The following is a 16963-nucleotide window of genomic DNA, read 5'->3' as shown; positions in this document are numbered from 1 at the left end:
GCAACCAACAGAGACGTCCTTAAATGCCAGCCAAAATTTCCCGCTCCGACTATGCCGCCATGTTTGGCCCCACCGTGGGTGACAAGCTGCGCCTCGCTGACACCGATCTTGTGATCGAGGTGGAGCGGGATCTCACCGCCGAGAAAGCAGGCAACGGCAATGCGCTGAGTTACGGAGAAGAGGTCAAATTCGGCGGCGGCAAGGTGATCCGCGACGGTATGGGGCAGGCCCAGACCACCCGCGCCGATGGCGCTGTGGACACGGTCATCACCAACGCGCTGATCGTGGATCACACCGGCATCTACAAAGCCGACGTGGGCCTTAAGGATGGGCGCATCGCCAAGATCGGCAAGGCAGGCAACCCCGACACCCAGCCGGGGGTGGACATCATCGTCGGCCCCGGCACCGAGGCCATCGCAGGAGAGGGCAAAATCCTCACCGCAGGCGGTTTTGACAGCCACATCCACTACATCTGTCCGCAGCAGATCGAGGATGCGCTGCACTCCGGCCTCACCACCATGCTCGGCGGCGGCACCGGCCCGGCCCATGGCACGCTGGCCACCACCTGCACCCCCGGCCCATGGCACATTGGCCGTATGCTGCAATCCGCTGACGCCTTCCCGATGAACCTCGCCTTTGCAGGGAAGGGCAACGCCTCGCTGCCTGCGGCCATCGAAGAGCAAGTGAAGGCTGGTGCCTGCGCGCTCAAACTGCACGAAGACTGGGGCACGACGCCCGCCGCGATTGATTGCTGCCTCTCGGTGGCGGATGCCATGGACGTGCAGGTGATGATCCACACCGACACGCTCAACGAAAGCGGCTTTGTCGAAAACACCGTCGCCGCCATGAAAGGCCGCACCATCCACGCCTTCCACACCGAAGGCGCAGGCGGCGGCCACGCCCCGGACATCATCAAGATCTGTGGCGAAGAGCATGTGCTGCCCTCCTCCACCAACCCCACACGGCCCTTCACCGTGAACACGGTGGATGAGCATCTCGACATGCTCATGGTCTGTCACCATCTCGATAAATCCATCCCCGAGGACGTGGCCTTTGCCGAAAGCCGCATCCGGCGCGAAACCATTGCCGCTGAAGACATCCTGCACGACATGGGCGCGTTCTCGATCATCGCGTCCGATAGCCAGGCCATGGGCCGCGTCGGCGAAGTGCTGATCCGCACATGGCAGACCGCTGACAAAATGAAGAAACAGCGCGGCCGCCTTGCTGAAGAGACCGGCGAAAATGACAACTTCCGCGTCCGCCGCTACATCGCAAAATACACGATCAACCCCGCCATCGCCCATGGCATCGCCCATCAAATCGGCTCCATTGAGGAAGGCAAACGCGCCGATCTCGTGCTGTGGAACCCGGCCTTCTTTGGCGTGAAGCCTGAAATGGTGCTGATTGGCGGCTCGATTGTCTGCGCCCAGATGGGCGATCCCAACGCCTCCATCCCAACGCCCCAGCCGGTCTACTCCCGCCCGATGTTTGGCGCCTATGGCCGCGCCGTGGAAAACGCCGCTGTGGTGTTTGTGTCAGAAGCGGCACAAGCGGAAAACGTCGGTGCGTCACTGGGCTTGGCAAAACAAACCATCGCGGTTCAGAATACCCGCAAGATTGGCAAGTCGGATCTGAAACTGAACGCCGCCACCCCGGAAATCGAAGTCAATCCAGAGACTTACGAGGTGCGCGCCGACGGCGAACTTCTGACCTGTCAGCCTGCCGAGGTGCTGCCCATGGCACAGCGGTACTTTATGTTCTGACCGGAGGCCTTATGCGCGCACTTCTTCTCGCCCTCACCTACTTTGCCAGCCCTCTCGCTGCGCAATGCCCAACCGCTTCTGACATGGAAACCGGCATCCGCCTGGTCGACATGGAAGGCACCGTGGAAACCTATGAGGCTTTCGGCGAAAACCACATTCGCGGCGCGTGGGAAGAAGGCTCTGAAGTGCTGTCGAAGTTTGTCCTGCTCAAAGGCATCTATCTTGTGGAGTATTTTGATGTGAGCGACGGCAACGCCATCACCAGCTCCCGCAGAACCCACAGCTACCCCCTGTCGCCCGAAAAAGCGCCGCTTCCGGTCGCCGGCGGGCGCTGGGACACCAAAGTGGTGACCATGGACAGCGAAGGCGTCGTCAGCGGCACCGAAAGCTACCTCTTCGGGGAGCCGACACAGGTCACCCTTGGCGGCTGCAGCTACGACATGATCGCTGTCACCGCCATCTACCATGACGACGACGGCTATCAGGAAACCCTGCACTACCTGCCCGAACTCGGCTTCTCCTACCTCTCAGAGTCCAAATCCAAAGACGCAGAGCCAGACCGCTATGTCTATGTCCGGATCGAAGCCGCAAACTAATCCCCACCCTGCGCTGACGCTGCATTGCAGCAAACGCAGGCCAGCTATGACGAAAGACCCCGTGCACATGCCCCTCCATTTCCCCCATATAAAGCGCCAGGGGAGGACCGAACGTTTTACTCAAACCGAGGTTCATCATGGCACTGACCGACACAACATCCGCCGCACCGCTCACTCTGGGCAAAGTGCTGGCCGCACCGTTCCGCGCAATCGGCAATGGCTTCGTTTCGCTGATCGAAAACAACAGCCGCATTCAGCAGGTCGACCGACTGAACGCACTGACCGACGCCCAGCTGGCCGCACGTGGCCTGAAGCGCGAGGACATCGTGCAGCACGTCTTCCGCGATTACATGCATCTCTGATCCTGCGGGCAACCGGGGGGGCGTCATGACCGCTCTGCCAACCGCCCGCGCCTATCACGGCCACGCCCATGCCCCCTCTGCGGGGCAGGTGGCCCTGACCTACGAAGACCGCTTCCTGCGCCGCAAAACCCTGCGGCTGGAAGACGGCACCCGCATCCTCGTCGATCTGCCCAAGACCACATCGCTCGATCACGGCGGTGTTCTGGTGCTGACCGACGGGCGCGAAATCACCGTGACCGCCGCGCCGGAGCCGCTGCTGCAGGTCACCGCCCCCGATCTCACCCGCATCGCCTGGCACGTCGGCAACCGCCACACCCCGTGCCAGATCGAAAGCGCGCGCCTGCTGATCCAGCCTGACCACGTGATCAAAGAGATGCTGACCCTGCTCGGCGCCACCGTGACAGAGGTCTGCGAACCCTTCACCCCCGAAGGCGGCGCCTATGGCCACGGCCGCACCCATGGCCACGATCACAGCCACCCGCACGCCCATGACCACGCCCATGACCACAGTCACGGTCATGACCATCCGCATGAGCACTGATCCGATCCTCACATTGGCCCAATGGCTCTCCCCCGCCTATCCGGTGGGGGCCTTCACCTACAGCCACGGGCTGGAGGCGCTGGTGGATTGCGGCACGGTCCACAATGCCGCCAGCTTTTCGGATTGGCTGCGGGACACGCTTGTGCATGGCGCAGGCCACAACGACGTGATCCTGCTCGCCGCCGCTTACAACGCTGACGATCTAACCGCCCTGACCGAGGCGGACGATCTTGCCCGCGCGCTTGCACCATCTGCCGAGCGTCTGTTGGAAACCGATCAGCAGGGCGCGGCCTTTGTGCGCACCGCCAGCGCCATTCACGACCTCGACCTGACACAGCTCACCTATCCGGTGGCCGTGGGCCGCGCCGCGCGCCTGCAAGACCTGCCGCTGCCAGAGACCGCCCGCTTCTTCCTGCACGCCTTTGCCGCCAACCTCACCTCCGCCGCCACCCGGCTTGTGCCTTTGGGACAGACCGAGGCGCAAAGCGTGCTCACCGCCCTCACCCCGCTGTGCCAATCCATCGCAGATCAGGCGATCACCGAGCCGCTCTCCGCCATCGCCGCCACCACATTTGCCTCCGACATCGCCTCGATGCGGCATGAAACCCAATACTCCCGGCTGTTCCGGTCCTAACCTCACAGGAAACCCACATGACCTCCTCCGCTTCTCCTCATGGCCCGCTCCGCATCGGCATCGGCGGCCCCGTCGGCGCCGGCAAAACCACACTCACTGCCAACCTTTGCCGTGCCCTGCGCGACAAGCTCTCCATCGCCGTGGTCACCAATGACATCTACACCCGCGAAGACGCCGAGGAACTGATGCGCCAGCAGGTGCTGCCTCTGGATCGCATCAAAGGTGTGGAAACCGGCGGCTGCCCGCATACCGCGATCCGCGAAGACGCCTCCATCAACCTCGCCGCCATTGACGAGCTGACCAAAGAGATCCCCGATCTCGACATCGTGCTGATCGAATCCGGCGGCGACAACCTCTCCGCCACCTTCAGCCCCGAACTGGCCGATCTCACCATCTATGTGATCGACACAGCCGCCGGCGAAGAGATCCCCCGCAAAGGCGGCCCCGCCATCACCCGCTCCGACATTCTGGTGATCAACAAAACCGATCTTGCGCCCTATGTTGGCGCCTCGCTGGAAGTGATGGAGCGCGACGCTGGCAAAATGCGCGGCACCCGCCCTTTCCTCTTTACCTCCCTGCGGCACGGCAAGGGGCTTGAGGCCCTGCTACCCCTGATCGGCGAAATCGGCGGCGTCCCCGCCCTCATGGCCGACTAAGCGGAAAACTTTCCCGCCAAACACGCCCCTCAGGGCTTCTCATTCCCGAAATATCCCCGCCGGAGGCATCCTCCGCTTCAACCGGCGCGCGCCCCGCGCTATGAGCGCAGCAGGCAGCAACCGGCGGGACCCCCATGATCGAGCTTCAAAACGTCAGCCTCTCTTTTGGCGACCGCGAGGTCCTCAATGACCTTTCGCTCACCCTGTCTGAGCGCCGCATCGCCATCATCGGGGCCAACGGCTCCGGCAAATCCACCCTCGCGCGCCTCCTCAATGGACTTGCCCTGCCCTCCTCAGGCGATGTGCTGATCGACGGGCTCAACACCCGCAAAAAAGGACGTGAAGTGCGCCGCAAGGTCGGCTTTGTCTTCCAGAACCCCGACAATCAGATCGTCATGCCCGTGGTTGAGGAAGATCTCGCCTTTGGCATGAAAAACTGCGGCTTCTCCACTGCTGAAATCGCCGCCAAAACCGATGAAATCCTCGCCCGCTATGATCTGAGCGAGCTGCGCGAACACCCCGCCCATCTGCTCTCAGGCGGGCAGAAACAGCTGATCGCCATCTCCGGCGTGCTGGTGATGAACCCCGACATCGTGGTGATGGACGAACCCACCACGCTGCTGGATCTGCGCAACAAGCGCCGCATCGCCCGCGCCGTGGCTGCACTGTCCCAAACCGTCATCATGGTCACACATGATCTTGATCTGATCGCCGATTATGACCGCGTGATCGCCATTGATGAGGGCCGCGTCTTTGCCGACGGGCCGCCTGCCGAGGTCATCCCCGCCTATCAGGAGCTCATGGCCTGATGCTGGATCTCTACTCCCCCGGCCACTCTCCGCTGCACCGCATGCGCCCCGCGGTCAAAATGGCGGCGCTGATGGCGGGCGCCACCCTGCTCTTTATCAACCAGAGCTTGGTCGTGACCGCCGCCGCCACGCTGGCGATCCTTGCGCTCTACCCGCTGGCGCAGCTCACCCTGAAACAGGCCTTTGCCCAGATCCGCCCGCTTTTGTGGATCTTTGTGCTCTTCTTTGCGGTGCAATGGTATTTCTCCGGTCTCACACTGGCGGCCTATGTGGTGCTGCGCCTCGCCGCCCTGATCCTGCTGGCCAGTCTCGTGACCCTGACCACGCGCTCCTCGGATATGATCGACACCATGACACGCGCGCTCAGCATCCTGCGCCCCTTTGGCGTCAACCCCGCGAAGGTCAGCCTCGCGATCTCTCTGGCGCTGCGCTTCATTCCGGTTCTGGCGCAGATCATGCGTGACGTGCGCGAGGCTCAGAAGGCGCGCGGACTGGAGCGCTCGGTGATTGCCGTGGCCATGCCCATGGCGATCCGTGCCATTAAGATGGCGGATGATATTTCTGATGCCATCGATTCCAGAGGATATCGTTCCTAAGTCCGCCCCGTTAGCGCCTCATGCCCTTGAGCACCCAACGGCTTTTGCGCACCCCTCCCGCCAAACAGATTTCTGACAAGGGACGGATCAGATGGACACCGCAATGAAACAAGGCTTCGCGACCAAAGACATCGTCTATATCGCACTTTTTGCCGCCCTCACCGCCGCACTTGGCCTGATGCCCCCGATCCATTTCGCAGGCGCCGCCCTGCCTCCGATCACCGCTCAGTCGCTGGGCGTAATGCTCGCCGGTGCCGTGCTCGGGTCCAAACGCGGCGGCCTTGCGCTCCTGCTCTTCATCGCGCTGGTGGCCGTGGGCCTGCCGCTTCTGTCCGGTGGCCGCGGCGGCTTTGGTGTGCTGATCGGCACCTCCGGTGGTTTCCTGCTGGCATGGCCGCTTTGCGCCGCCCTGATCGGCTACCTGGTGGAGCGCGACACCGACAACAGCGCCTTTAAAACAGGTCTGAATGTGGCCCTTGGCGGCATCGTTCTGATGTATGCCGCAGGCATTCCTTGGATGGCGTTCATCGGCAAACTGGGCATGACCAAATCCCTCGCGATCATGGTGGCCTATGTCCCCGGCGATCTGGTAAAGGTGGTGCTGGCGACAGTGATCGCCCGCGGTCTGCGCCGCGCCTTTCCAGCCCTCTGAGGACGCGCTTGCCTTTACGCCACGCAATAGATCATCACGCCCGCCAGCGCCCCGACGCGCTGGCGGTTGCGCTTTCCAAGACCCGCCTGACCTACGGCGCGCTGCACCGCAAGCTGCAACGCCTGCACGCCGCCCTCAGCGCTCTGCCCGCCCAGCCGCGCGCTGATCTGAGCTTGCCCGAAGGCGCACGCAACTTTGCCCTCTCTGCGGGCAACCACCCCAACGCGCCTGCCCTGCTCGCCACAGCACTGGCCACGCCCCACGCCGTCACCCTGCTTGATCCGCAGTGGCCCGACGCCCTGCACCAGCGCGTGCTGGCCAAACTCCCCCCCGATGCGCTGTTCTGCCTCTCCAGCCAGACCGCCCTGATCGCCGCAGCCGAACGCCTCGGCATCCCCGCCATCCGCATCGACACCGCCGATTTTGACGCCTTCCTCACCGCCCCTGCCGAGATCCCTTTCACCGATCCCCGCGCAATCTTCATGGTTGGCTTCACCTCCGGCACCACATCCGAGCCCAAGGCCTTTGCCCGCGCCCGCCACAGCTGGCGCGCCTCGCTCGATGCCAGCCGCCTCGCCTTTGCGCTGACCGAGCAAAGCAACACATTTGCCCCCGGCCCGCTCGCCCACGGCATCACGCTTTATGCACTCGCCGAAACACTGGAACTCGGAGCCGCCTTCCACGCCCTGCCGAAATTCGACCTCGCCGCCGCCCATGCAGCCATGGCAGAGACCCGCCGCATCGTCGCTGTACCGAGCCTCTTGGGCGCGCTCTGCCACGGCACGCCGCTCAACCAGATCGTTGAGATCACCACCGCCGGGGCCAAGCTCGACCCGGCACTCTTGGAAAAAGCCCGCGCCTTCTTCCCCCGCGCACGTGTGCATGAATACTACGGGGCGTCCGAGCTGGGCTTTGTCAGCCTCAACACCCACGGCCGCGACAGCTCTTCTGCCCCTGCCCATTCCGTGGGCCGCCCCTTCCCCCACGTCGAACTCTCTCTGCGCCAGAACGGCCAAGAGGTTGCGCAGGGCGAAGCTGGCACCATCTTTGTGCGCGGCGATCTGGCAATCGACAGCTATCTCTGGGGCGGGCGCAACTCCGGCTTCCGCCGCGAAGGCCCATGGGCCACTGTCGGCGACGTGGGCAAGCTCAACAACGACGGCAGCCTCAGCCTCTTGGGCCGCGAAGGCGGTATGGTCATCACCGCAGGCCACAACGTCTACCCGCAGGAAATCGAAACCGCGCTCTCCGAAATCCCCGGCCTCACTGCCGCCGTGGTCCTCGGCGTCGCCCATCAGTCACGCGGTCAGGAACTGGTCGCCATTGTCGAGGGCGACACCCCGCTCGACGAGCTCCGCTCCCAGCTCGCCATCCGTCTGCCGCGCTACAAACTCCCGCGCCATTTCTACCGCACGCAAGACTGGCCCCTCACCAGCTCCGGCAAACCCGATCGCGGCCGCCTGCTTTCATGGCTCAGCAAAAAGGACGCGCGCCTTGTCCCTGCTGCCACCTGAGCGACAACCGGTCATTATCGCCGCCCGGCGCAGCGCCATCGGCCGCGCAGGCGGCATGTTTGCCTCCCTTGAGGTGGAAGACCTCGCCGCTCCCGTGCTGCAAGCTACCCTCGCTGACGCGCACCTCTCCGCTGACCAGCTCGACGACGTGATCCTCGGCAACGCCGCAGGGCCCGGCGGCAACGTGGCCCGCCTCGCCGCACTACACGCAGGTTTCCCCACCTCCATCCCCGGCGTCACTGTGGATCGCCAATGCGGCTCCGGCCTTGAGGCCGTTATGATGGCCTGCCACCTCATCATGGCAGGCGCAGGCACAACCTATCTCGCAGGCGGCGTGGAAAGCCAAAGCCGCGCGCCCCTGCGCAACCTGCCCGCCAGCGGCAGCCTGCCCGAACACAGCTACAAACGCGCGCGCTTTTCCCCTGACGCGATCGGCGATCCCGACATGGGCGCTGCCGCCGACACGGTGGCAAATGAATTCAACATCTCCCGCGCCCGCCAAGACGCCTTCGCCCTGCGCTCCCAAGAACGCGCTGCAAAAGCCCGCGATGCCGGTCGTTTCACCGGTGAAATCACCCCCATCGCAGGCCACGCCACCGACGAATGCATCCGCGACAGCATGACGGCCGCGCGCCTCGCCCGCCTGCGCCCCGCCTTCACCCAAGGCGGCAGTGTCACCGTCGGCAACGCCTGCCCGCTCAACGACGGAGCCGCCGCCCTCCTGATCACCAGTGCCGCCAAAGCCCGCGCCCTCGGCCACAGCAAAGCGCTTGCTTACCTCGGTGGCGCAGCGGCGGGCGTAGACCCCAATATCCTCGGCATCGGCCCCGTCGCCTCCACCAAAAAACTGCTCAAGCACCACCCAAACCAGCGCCTCTCTGACCTCACCCATCTGGAGTTCAACGAAGCCTTCGCCGCGCAGGTGCTGGCCAGCCTCGACGCGCTGGGGATCGACGAGACCCTGCCCAACCAAGACGGCGGTGCCATCGCCCTTGGCCACCCTTTCGGAGCCTCCGGCGCAATCCTCGTGGTGCGCCTGTTCAGCCAGCTCATCCGCCAAACACCGCCAGAAAACGCCCTGGCCATGGCCATGATCGGCATCGGCGGCGGCCAAGGCCTAACAGCCGCTTTCCAGCCCACACGCCTTTAGATTTTAAGTGCCGACAGCCAAATCGCGCAAAGCGGGTAACCCGCTGATGCACAACCTTTTTCTTGTCATTTTCCCGAACACCACCATAATCTCCGGCACTTAGTTTGTTTAATGATTGGTACCTTTGCTATGAAACATTTTCTAATTCTCTCCACCATTGCTGCCTTCGGTCTCACCGCATGTGACACCGCGCCAACCCCACCATCAGATGCGCCCGCATGGCTCTCCGTAGTCGACAAGACTCTTGTGAGTGGCAACACCTCAGTCGTGCTTGGCTCTGACGGTTCCGTCTCTGGCGATGGCATCGAAGGTGTCTGGGAAGAGCGAGAAGGCAAATATTGCCGAACCCTCACAAAACCTGAGCGGTTTGCGGGAACGGAGTGTCAGGTCGCCACACTGGACGGTGATCAGATCACCTTTGACAATCAACAAGGTCGCACATCGACCTGGACCATCCAATAGGCCCACAGCTCTATCGGCGCATACACTCGAAATGCGCCCTCAAAACCAAAACGGGGCCGCATATGCGACCCCGTCTCTTTATCTCATATCAGACGTGCTTACTCGTCTTCGTCATCCAGCATGCGCACGGCGCCCAGCGAGGCGTTGGACACATGCGCCGCATAGACTTTCAGTGCCTTGGACACCGCACGAGGACGCCCTTCGGCTTTCCAGAACTTCTTGTCCGCCTGCGGGTGGTTGTCACGGCGGCGCTGCAGCTCCTCGTCGCTCACATCCAGATGGATGGTGCGGTTTGGCACAGAGATTTTGATCTTATCGCCATCTTCCACCAAACCAATCACGCCTTTCTCCGCCGCTTCCGGCGAAGCGTGGCCAATCGACAGACCGGCGGTGCCGCCAGAGAAGCGGCCATCGGTCAACAGCGCACAGGTGGTGTCGAGCTTCTTGGATTTGAGGTAAGCGGTTGGATAGAGCATTTCCTGCATGCCCGGACCACCTTTCGGACCCTCATAGCGGATCACCACCACGGAATAAGGCTTCACCTCATTCTGCAGAATGCCATGCATCGCGTCTTCCATGGATTCAAAGACCTTTGCGGTGCCTTCAAACTCGTACATCTCTTTGATCACGCCTGCGGTCTTCAGGATACAGCCCTGCTCCGCAATGTTGCCAAACAGCACGCAGAGGCCGCCTTCCTGAGAGTAGGCATTGGCAAAGTCGCGCACGCAGCCGTCTTCGATATCAAGATCAAGCTCAGTGTACATGCGTGACTGGCTGAAGGCTTCCGTGGTGCGCACACCACCGGGGGCCGCGATGAACAGATCGCGCGCTTCATTGCCCGCGGTTTCGCGGCGCACATCCCATTTGTCGATGAACTCGCCCACGGTGCGCTCATGCACGGTGGCGCAATCCCGGTGGATTTTGCCTTCGCGTTCCAGCTCCCCCATGATCCGCGCAATACCGCCTGCGCGGTGCACGTCTTCCATGTGGTACTTCGGTGTCGAAGGCGCCACTTTGCTCAGATGCGGGATCTCTCGGCTCAGACGGTCCATATCCGCCATGGTGAAATCCACACCACCCTCATGGGCAATCGCCAAGAGGTGCAGCACGGTGTTGGTGGACCCGCCCATGGCAATATCGAGCGCCATGGCGTTCTCAAAGGCTTTGAAATTCGCAATGCCACGGGGCAGCGCGGTCTCGTCACCTTCTTTGTACCAGCGGTCACACAGCTCGATGATCTTGTGACCGGCTTCCTCAAACAGCCCGCGGCGTTTGGAGTGGGTCGCCAGCAGCGAGCCGTTGCCCGGCAGCGCCAGACCCAGCGCTTCGGCCAGACAGTTCATGGAGTTTGCGGTGAACATGCCGGAGCAGGAGCCACAGGTCGGGCAGGCGGAGCGCTCGAGCTTATCCACCTCTTCCTGGCTGCGGTCTTCGTCGGTCGCGCCCACAATCGCGGTCACAAGGTCAGCCTTGTGCTCGCCGTCTTTCAGGATCACCTTACCGGCTTCCATCGGGCCACCGGACACAAAGATCGCCGGAATGTTCAGGCGCATCGCCGCCATCAGCATACCGGGGGTGATCTTGTCACAGTTGGAAATACAGACCAGCGCATCGGCGCAATGGGCATTGGCCATATACTCCACTGAGTCGGCGATCACTTCGCGGCTTGGCAGGGAATAGAGCATCCCGTCATGGCCCATTGCGATGCCGTCATCTACCGCAATGGTGTTCATCTCTTTGGCCACACCACCGGCTTTCTCGATTTCACGCGCCACCAGCTGGCCCATGTCCTTGAGGTGCACGTGGCCGGGCACAAATTCGGTAAAGGAGTTGACCACAGCCACAATCGGCTTGCCGAAGTCCTCAGTTTTCATACCCGTCGCCCGCCATAGCGCGCGCGCAGCCGCCATTCGGCGACCGAATGTGGAGGTCTTGGAACGAAGATCGGGCATTTTGTGCTCTCCTGAGGATGGCGTTGGCACCCACGTGGGCGCCCCTTTCATTTCTGGTCTGAACGGGTGCCATTCAAGGGGCCGAAATGCAAGTATGTTCGGAAATTTTATTGCCAGAAACACCCCGCCAAAATTGCGAAAACAACGCAACTCGCGCAAAACCTGCAACCTCCTGCTTGGAAACCACCGTCTGGGCGCAAAACACAAAGGCCCGTCGGAGCCCGCGCCCTTCCGTTCTCCCAACCATTCTACCCAACCGTCAGATGCGCCAGCAGCTCTGCGGCGTTCTTCACCTCAAACCGCTTCAACAGCCGCGCACGCACGTCTTCCACGGTCCTCGGCGACAGCCCCAGCTCACGGGCGATCTCCTTGCTGGTCAGCCCGCGCCCAAGGCCGCTCACCACCTGCCGCTGCCGCGCGCTCAGCGACAGGGGCGGGCCGTCATGGATCACCGCGATGCTCATCACCAGCTGCGCCAGCGGATCTTCCGGCGTGCGCGTCTGTGCGCGAAACCGGCACCAGATCTGCCCGCCGTCACGCCGCCGCAACATGCGCTCATCACTATAGGCCGTGTCCGCCCGGAGCGGCGCCATCCCAATGTCACGCACCTGCTCAAACTCCTCCGTGGTGCCATAAAGCAGGCGAAAGGACTGCCCGATCAGCTCCGCCTTCTGATACCCCAGCATCTGCGCAAAGCTCGCATTGCAGCCGCGGATCACCCGATGCTGCGTCACCACGATCCCCACCGGGGCCGCATCATATGCCAGCAGATCCCAATCCATCATACGCTCCCCGCAAACCGTAATCCTACGGTATTGATACCGTATCCACTCGCAAGCCATTCTGCCAACACAGCTTTTCCTCTTGCCCGAAATATCCCCGCCGGAGGCTCCCCAGCTATCCACACCCGTCAGCAGCCGAGGTTTTGCCATGCCCTTTGACACAGACCGTTTGATGACGCGCATCGACGCCATGCGCGAAGAGCTGATAGCCCTGACCCAGGATCTGATCCGCATCCCAACACTCAACCCGCCCGGCGAGTGCTACCGCGACATCTGCGACTACCTCGACACCCGCCTCACCCGCCACGGCTTTGACACCCAGCTGATCCGCGCCCATGGCGCACCGGGAGATTGCGACAAATACCCCCGCTGGAATGTTCTGGCCCGCAAAGAAGGCCATCACCCCGGCGAATGCGTGCATTTCAACAGCCACACCGATGTGGTCGAGGTTGGCCACGGCTGGACCTTTGACCCCTTCGGCGGGCAGGTGTCAGACGGCAAAATCTACGGGCGCGGGGCTTGTGACATGAAAGGTGGGCTGGCTGCCTCCATCATCGCCGCCGAAGCCTTCATCGCCGAATTTCCGGATTTCTGCGGCGCCATCGAAATCTCCGGCACGGCCGATGAAGAAAGCGGCGGCTACGGCGGCGTGGCCTTTCTGGCAGAGCGCGGCTTCTTTGCGCCGGAACGGGTGCAGCATGTGATCATCCCCGAACCGCTCAACAAAGACCGCATTTGCCTGGGCCACCGCGGTGGCTGGTGGGCGGAAATCGAAACCTTCGGCGAAATCGCCCATGGCTCCATGCCCTTCCTTGGCGATTGCGCGGTGCGCCACATGGGGGCGGTACTCGACAAGTTTGAGAGCGATCTTTTCCCCGCCATGGCGGCCCGGCGCACCGATATGCCGGTGGTGCCCGAAGGTGCGCGTTCCTCCACCATGAACATCAACTCAATCCACGGCGGCCAGCCCGAGATGCCCGAAGATTTCACCGGCCTGCCCGCCCACTGCGTGCCCGACAGCTGCCGCATCGTGATCGACCGCCGCTATCTGGCCGAGGAAAACCACGCCGGGGTCGCAGGCGAAGTGCAAGGCCTGCTCAACGACCTCTCCGCCCAGCGCGAGAACTTCCGCTATGAAATGCGCGAACTCAACCATGTCGCACCTTCCATGACAGACCGCGCCGCGCCTGTTGTCACCACCGTGGACCGCGCCATTCAGGATGTGCTTGGAAAATCACCCGATTATGTCGCCAGCCCCGGCACCTATGATCAAAAACATATTGATCGCATCGGCAAGCTCAGAAACTGTATCGCCTATGGGCCGGGTATTTTGGAATTGGCCCACAAACCAGACGAATACATCGGCATCGACGATATGGTCGACAGCGCCAAAGTCATGGCCCATAGCCTGACTCAGCTTTTGTTGCCGTCAGAAGATGCTACATAGATTTATCCGGCCTGCCTCCTCCGAGGCTGTGCCCAAAAATAATAAAAACCAATAAGATAAGGGAGAGATAAAATGACACTTCACACGTCAAAGCTGGCCCGCACACGCCTGATCGCCAGCACAACCGCCCTCACCGCAGCTCTATTTGCGGGCGCGTCCATGGCACAGACCGACCTCACCGTGGCCCTGCAGCTGGAGCCACCGCATCTGGACCCGACCTCCGCCGCCGCAGGCGCGATCGACAGCGTGCTTTATTCCAACGTCTTTGAGGGGCTCACCCGCTTTGCCAGCGACGGTGCGGTCATTCCGGGCCTCGCCAAAAGCTGGGAGATTTCCGAGGACGGCCTCACCTACACCTTCATGCTCAACGAAGGGGTGACCTTCCATGACGGCAGCGCCATGGATGCGGAGGATGTGAAGTTCTCGCTGGATCGTGCCCGCGCCGAAGACAGCGCCAATGCACAAAAAGCCCTGTTTGCCGGGATCACCGATGTTGCCGTGGTCGATCCGCTCACCGTGAAGATCACTCTAGAGGCGCCCAACGGCAGCTTCCTCTTCAACATGGCTTGGGGCGATGCGGTGATCGTGGCCCCTGAAACCATCGAGGACATCAAGACAACCCCCATCGGCACCGGCGCTTTCAAATTTGAAAACTGGGTGCAGGGCGATCAGATCACGCTGACCCGCAACGAGGCCTATTGGGGCACGCCCGCCGCGCTCACAGATGTGACCTTCAAATTCATCTCTGATCCCACCGCCGCCTTTGCCGCGATGATGGCCGAAGACATTGATGTCTTTGCCGGCTTCCCAACGCCTGAGGCGCTGCCACAGTTTGAGGCCGATCCGCGCTTTCAGGTGCTGGTGGGCAGCTCTGAGGGGGAGACCATCCTCTCCACCAACAACCAGCAGCCACCGCTCGACAATGTGAAAGTGCGCAAAGCCATCGCCCATGCGATTGATCGCTCAGCGATCATCGACGGGGCCATGTTTGGTCTTGGCACCCCGATTGGCACCCATTTTGCGCCGCACAATCCGGACTACGTCGATCTGACCGGCAACTCCCAATACGATCCGGAACTGTCCAAACAGCTTCTGGCCGAAGCAGGCTTTGCCGATGGCTTCAGCACCACACTGAAACTGCCCCCACCCTCCTATGCCCGCCGTGGCGGTGAGATCATCGCAGCCCAACTGCGCGCCGTGGGCATTGAGACCGAGATTTCCAATCTCGAATGGGCGCAATGGCTGGAGCAGGTCTTCCGCGGCAAAGACTACGGTCTGACCATCGTCAGCCACACCGAGCCCTTTGACATCGGCATCTATGCCCGGCCGGATTATTACTTCCAGTATGACAACCCGGAGTTCCAGCAGATCATGGAAACCCTGAACAAAGCGACCCTGCCCGCCGAACGCAGCGCGCTTTTGAAAGTGGCACAGACCATGATCTCCGAGGACTATGTGAACGGCTACCTCTTCCAGCTGGCTTTCCCCACCATCGCCAAAGCGGGCGTGCAGGGCCTCTGGGAAAACCAGCCCACCCAAGCCACCGATCTCACCGCTGTCACCTGGGCAGAGTAACACCCTCCTGACCGGAGCCGCCCGCGCGCGGCTCCGGCATTTGCCTCATTGACCTAGAAGGGTCTTTGCCATGATCGACCATATCCCCGCCGGGAGCCTGCCAAGCCGCGCAGGCGCTCCGGAGTATTTCACAGGCACGGTGCGTCTTGACCCGATCACCGAAAGCCGCCCGCCGTCTGAGCTCTTTGCCGCACGTGTCACCTTTGAGCCCGGCGCGCGCACCGCCTGGCACACCCATCCCGTGGGCCAGACCCTGCATGTGCTCTCCGGCGTCGGTCTGATTGCCCTGCGCGGCGAAGCCCCCCGCACCATCCGCCCCGGTGACACCATCTGGATCGAACCCGGTGTGGAGCATTGGCACGGCGCCGCACCTGAAACCGGCATGTGCCATCTTGCCATGCAACAGGTCAAAGACGGCTCCGGCGCGGACTGGCTCGAACATGTCACCGACGCAGACTACCTGACACCACCAACCTGATGCCCGCCGCCGCAACGATCTGAAACCAACCACTCTAACACCCAAATGCTCCGCTACACTCTCAAACGCGCGCTCTCTTTAGGGCTCAGCCTGATCGTGGCCTCCCTCGTGATCTTCTTTGTGATCGAGGTGGTGCCCGGCGATCCGGCGAGCTTCATGCTGGGTCTCAATGCCCAGCCCGACACCATCGCAGCCCTGCGCGCAGAGCTGGGTCTGGATGTGCCCAAGTTTGAGCGCTACCTCACATGGGTGGGCGGCATGTTGCAGGGCGACTTTGGTCTCTCCTACACCTACCGCACACCTGTGACAGAGATGATCGGAGACCGCATCTGGGTCTCGCTGCCACTGGCGCTCTATGCGCTCACGCTCTCCACCCTGATTGCCTTCCCCGCAGGCATCTACGCCGCCTCCCGCCGCGGCAAGGCTGGCGACATGGCGGTGATGGGGGCCACCCAATTTGGCATCGCCGTGCCAAACTTCTGGTTTGCGATGATGCTGGTTCTGATCTTTGCCATCAACCTGCGCTGGTTCTCTGCTGGGGGCTTTGTTGGTTGGGAAAAAGGCTTTGGTGCGGCGATGAAATCTCTCACCCTGCCCGCCATCGCACTGGCGCTGCCGCAATCCGCCATCCTCGCCCGCGTCATGCGCTCCTCGCTTCTAGATGTGCTCGGCGAAGACTTCATGCGCACCGCCCGCGCCAAGGGTCTCTCCCGCCGTCAGGCCCTGCTGCGCCACGGACTGCGCAACGCCATGATCCCGGTGCTGACCATCATCGGCATGCAGTTTTCCTTCCTGCTCGCAGGCGCCATCATCATCGAACAGGTCTTCTTCCTGCCCGGCCTCGGCCGTCTGATCTTCCAGTCGATCTCCGCCCGCGACCTCATTGTGGTGGAAAGCGTGGTCATGCTGCTGGTGTTCTTGGTGATCCTCGTCACCTTCCTCGTCGATCTCGCCTACGCCGCGATTGATCCCCGCCTGAGGTCCCGCACATGAG

Annotated in this window: 18 protein-coding genes; 16 read left to right on the top strand and 2 right to left on the bottom strand. The window is 62.3% G+C overall.

Features of this window, described 5'->3' with window-relative positions:
- The first annotated feature begins 23 nt into the window (after positions 1–23).
- From ureC to J7412_RS03510, 12 genes are all read left to right on the top strand, one after another.
- Entirely contained in the window at positions 24–1763 is a 1740-nt protein-coding gene (gene ureC, locus J7412_RS03565) for an urease subunit alpha (protein WP_209077151.1), read from the top strand.
- Positions 1764–1774: 11 nt separating this feature from the next.
- Positions 1775–2359: a hypothetical protein gene (locus J7412_RS03560; RefSeq protein ID WP_209077149.1), complete on the top strand. Its 585-nt coding sequence runs from the start codon at positions 1775–1777 to the stop codon at positions 2357–2359.
- 137 nt (positions 2360–2496) lie between these two features.
- The gene (locus J7412_RS03555) at positions 2497–2721 is read left to right on the top strand and encodes a DUF1127 domain-containing protein (protein ID WP_209059535.1); all 225 of its coding nucleotides are present in this window, start codon (positions 2497–2499) and stop codon (positions 2719–2721) included.
- 25 nt (positions 2722–2746) lie between these two features.
- A complete protein-coding gene (gene ureE, locus J7412_RS03550) occupies positions 2747–3262 on the top strand; it encodes an urease accessory protein UreE (protein ID WP_209077148.1) in 516 nt (171 codons plus the stop codon).
- On the top strand, positions 3252–3896 hold the full coding sequence (locus J7412_RS03545; protein ID WP_209077547.1) for an urease accessory protein UreF: 645 nt from the start codon (positions 3252–3254) through the stop codon (positions 3894–3896). The genes ureE and J7412_RS03545 overlap by 11 nt, the downstream gene beginning before the upstream one ends.
- Positions 3897–3913: 17 nt before the next feature.
- On the top strand, positions 3914–4552 hold the full coding sequence (gene ureG, locus J7412_RS03540; RefSeq protein ID WP_209077146.1) for an urease accessory protein UreG: 639 nt from the start codon (positions 3914–3916) through the stop codon (positions 4550–4552).
- A 134-nt stretch (positions 4553–4686) separates the two neighbouring features.
- Positions 4687–5361 carry an ATP-binding cassette domain-containing protein gene (locus tag J7412_RS03535; protein ID WP_209077143.1) on the top strand — a complete coding sequence of 225 codons (675 nt, stop codon included), beginning with the start codon at positions 4687–4689 and terminating at the stop codon, positions 5359–5361.
- Positions 5361–5957: an energy-coupling factor transporter transmembrane protein EcfT gene (locus J7412_RS03530; protein WP_209077140.1), complete on the top strand. Its 597-nt coding sequence runs from the start codon at positions 5361–5363 to the stop codon at positions 5955–5957. Before J7412_RS03535 ends, J7412_RS03530 begins: the two co-directional genes overlap by 1 nt.
- A 103-nt stretch (positions 5958–6060) precedes the next feature.
- Complete coding sequence (locus J7412_RS03525) at positions 6061–6609, top strand: biotin transporter BioY (protein ID WP_209059507.1); 549 nt, start codon at positions 6061–6063, stop codon at positions 6607–6609.
- A gap of 8 nt (positions 6610–6617) precedes the next feature.
- A complete protein-coding gene (locus J7412_RS03520) occupies positions 6618–8123 on the top strand; it encodes an AMP-binding protein (RefSeq protein WP_209077139.1) in 1506 nt (501 codons plus the stop codon).
- The gene (locus tag J7412_RS03515; protein WP_209077137.1) at positions 8104–9273 is read left to right on the top strand and encodes a thiolase family protein; all 1170 of its coding nucleotides are present in this window, start codon (positions 8104–8106) and stop codon (positions 9271–9273) included. Before J7412_RS03520 ends, J7412_RS03515 begins: the two co-directional genes overlap by 20 nt.
- 129 nt (positions 9274–9402) lie before the next feature.
- Entirely contained in the window at positions 9403–9735 is a 333-nt protein-coding gene (locus tag J7412_RS03510; protein WP_209077135.1) for a hypothetical protein, read from the top strand.
- A gap of 98 nt (positions 9736–9833) precedes the next feature.
- Here J7412_RS03510 and ilvD read toward each other — a convergent pair whose 3' ends face one another.
- Positions 9834–11687, bottom strand: a complete 1854-nt coding sequence (ilvD, locus tag J7412_RS03505; RefSeq protein ID WP_209059488.1) for a dihydroxy-acid dehydratase — start codon at positions 11685–11687, stop codon at positions 9834–9836.
- 248 nt (positions 11688–11935) lie between these two features.
- On the bottom strand, positions 11936–12469 hold the full coding sequence (locus tag J7412_RS03500) for a PAS and helix-turn-helix domain-containing protein (RefSeq protein ID WP_247743732.1): 534 nt from the start codon (positions 12467–12469) through the stop codon (positions 11936–11938).
- Positions 12470–12617: 148 nt separating this feature from the next.
- Between J7412_RS03500 and J7412_RS03495 the strand changes: the two genes are divergently transcribed.
- The 4 genes from J7412_RS03495 to J7412_RS03480 all read left to right on the top strand — a co-directional run bounded on the left by J7412_RS03495 (position 12618) and on the right by J7412_RS03480 (position 16962).
- Entirely contained in the window at positions 12618–13916 is a 1299-nt protein-coding gene (locus tag J7412_RS03495) for an acetylornithine deacetylase/succinyl-diaminopimelate desuccinylase family protein (protein ID WP_209077130.1), read from the top strand.
- A gap of 72 nt (positions 13917–13988) precedes the next feature.
- Complete coding sequence (locus J7412_RS03490; protein ID WP_209077128.1) at positions 13989–15491, top strand: ABC transporter substrate-binding protein; 1503 nt, start codon at positions 13989–13991, stop codon at positions 15489–15491.
- A 70-nt stretch (positions 15492–15561) separates the two neighbouring features.
- Entirely contained in the window at positions 15562–15969 is a 408-nt protein-coding gene (locus tag J7412_RS03485; protein ID WP_209059475.1) for a cupin domain-containing protein, read from the top strand.
- A 45-nt stretch (positions 15970–16014) separates the two neighbouring features.
- Entirely contained in the window at positions 16015–16962 is a 948-nt protein-coding gene (locus tag J7412_RS03480) for an ABC transporter permease (protein ID WP_209077126.1), read from the top strand.
- The last annotated feature ends 1 nt before the right edge of the window (position 16963 follow it).

Source organism: Shimia sp. R9_3 (genome assembly GCF_017743755.1).
Taxonomy (GTDB): Bacteria; Pseudomonadota; Alphaproteobacteria; order Rhodobacterales; family Rhodobacteraceae; genus Shimia.
This window is presented reverse-complemented; position numbering and strand designations above follow the sequence as displayed.

Excerpts from the sequence above, each read along its gene's own strand:
- ureC (WP_209077151.1), top strand. The coding sequence starts at position 24 with ATGCCAGCCAAAATTTCCCGCTCCGACTATGCCGCCATGTTTGGCCCC.
- J7412_RS03560 (WP_209077149.1), top strand. The coding sequence starts at position 1,775 with ATGCGCGCACTTCTTCTCGCCCTCACCTACTTTGCCAGCCCTCTCGCT.
- J7412_RS03555 (WP_209059535.1), top strand. The coding sequence starts at position 2,497 with ATGGCACTGACCGACACAACATCCGCCGCACCGCTCACTCTGGGCAAA.
- ureE (WP_209077148.1), top strand. The coding sequence starts at position 2,747 with ATGACCGCTCTGCCAACCGCCCGCGCCTATCACGGCCACGCCCATGCC.
- J7412_RS03545 (WP_209077547.1), top strand. The coding sequence starts at position 3,252 with ATGAGCACTGATCCGATCCTCACATTGGCCCAATGGCTCTCCCCCGCC.
- ureG (WP_209077146.1), top strand. The coding sequence starts at position 3,914 with ATGACCTCCTCCGCTTCTCCTCATGGCCCGCTCCGCATCGGCATCGGC.
- J7412_RS03535 (WP_209077143.1), top strand. The coding sequence starts at position 4,687 with ATGATCGAGCTTCAAAACGTCAGCCTCTCTTTTGGCGACCGCGAGGTC.
- J7412_RS03530 (WP_209077140.1), top strand. The coding sequence starts at position 5,361 with ATGCTGGATCTCTACTCCCCCGGCCACTCTCCGCTGCACCGCATGCGC.
- J7412_RS03525 (WP_209059507.1), top strand. The coding sequence starts at position 6,061 with ATGAAACAAGGCTTCGCGACCAAAGACATCGTCTATATCGCACTTTTT.
- J7412_RS03510 (WP_209077135.1), top strand. The coding sequence starts at position 9,403 with ATGAAACATTTTCTAATTCTCTCCACCATTGCTGCCTTCGGTCTCACC.
- ilvD (WP_209059488.1), bottom strand. The coding sequence starts at position 11,687 with ATGCCCGATCTTCGTTCCAAGACCTCCACATTCGGTCGCCGAATGGCG.
- J7412_RS03500 (WP_247743732.1), bottom strand. The coding sequence starts at position 12,469 with ATGGATTGGGATCTGCTGGCATATGATGCGGCCCCGGTGGGGATCGTG.
- J7412_RS03495 (WP_209077130.1), top strand. The coding sequence starts at position 12,618 with ATGCCCTTTGACACAGACCGTTTGATGACGCGCATCGACGCCATGCGC.
- J7412_RS03490 (WP_209077128.1), top strand. The coding sequence starts at position 13,989 with ATGACACTTCACACGTCAAAGCTGGCCCGCACACGCCTGATCGCCAGC.
- J7412_RS03485 (WP_209059475.1), top strand. The coding sequence starts at position 15,562 with ATGATCGACCATATCCCCGCCGGGAGCCTGCCAAGCCGCGCAGGCGCT.
- J7412_RS03480 (WP_209077126.1), top strand. The coding sequence starts at position 16,015 with ATGCTCCGCTACACTCTCAAACGCGCGCTCTCTTTAGGGCTCAGCCTG.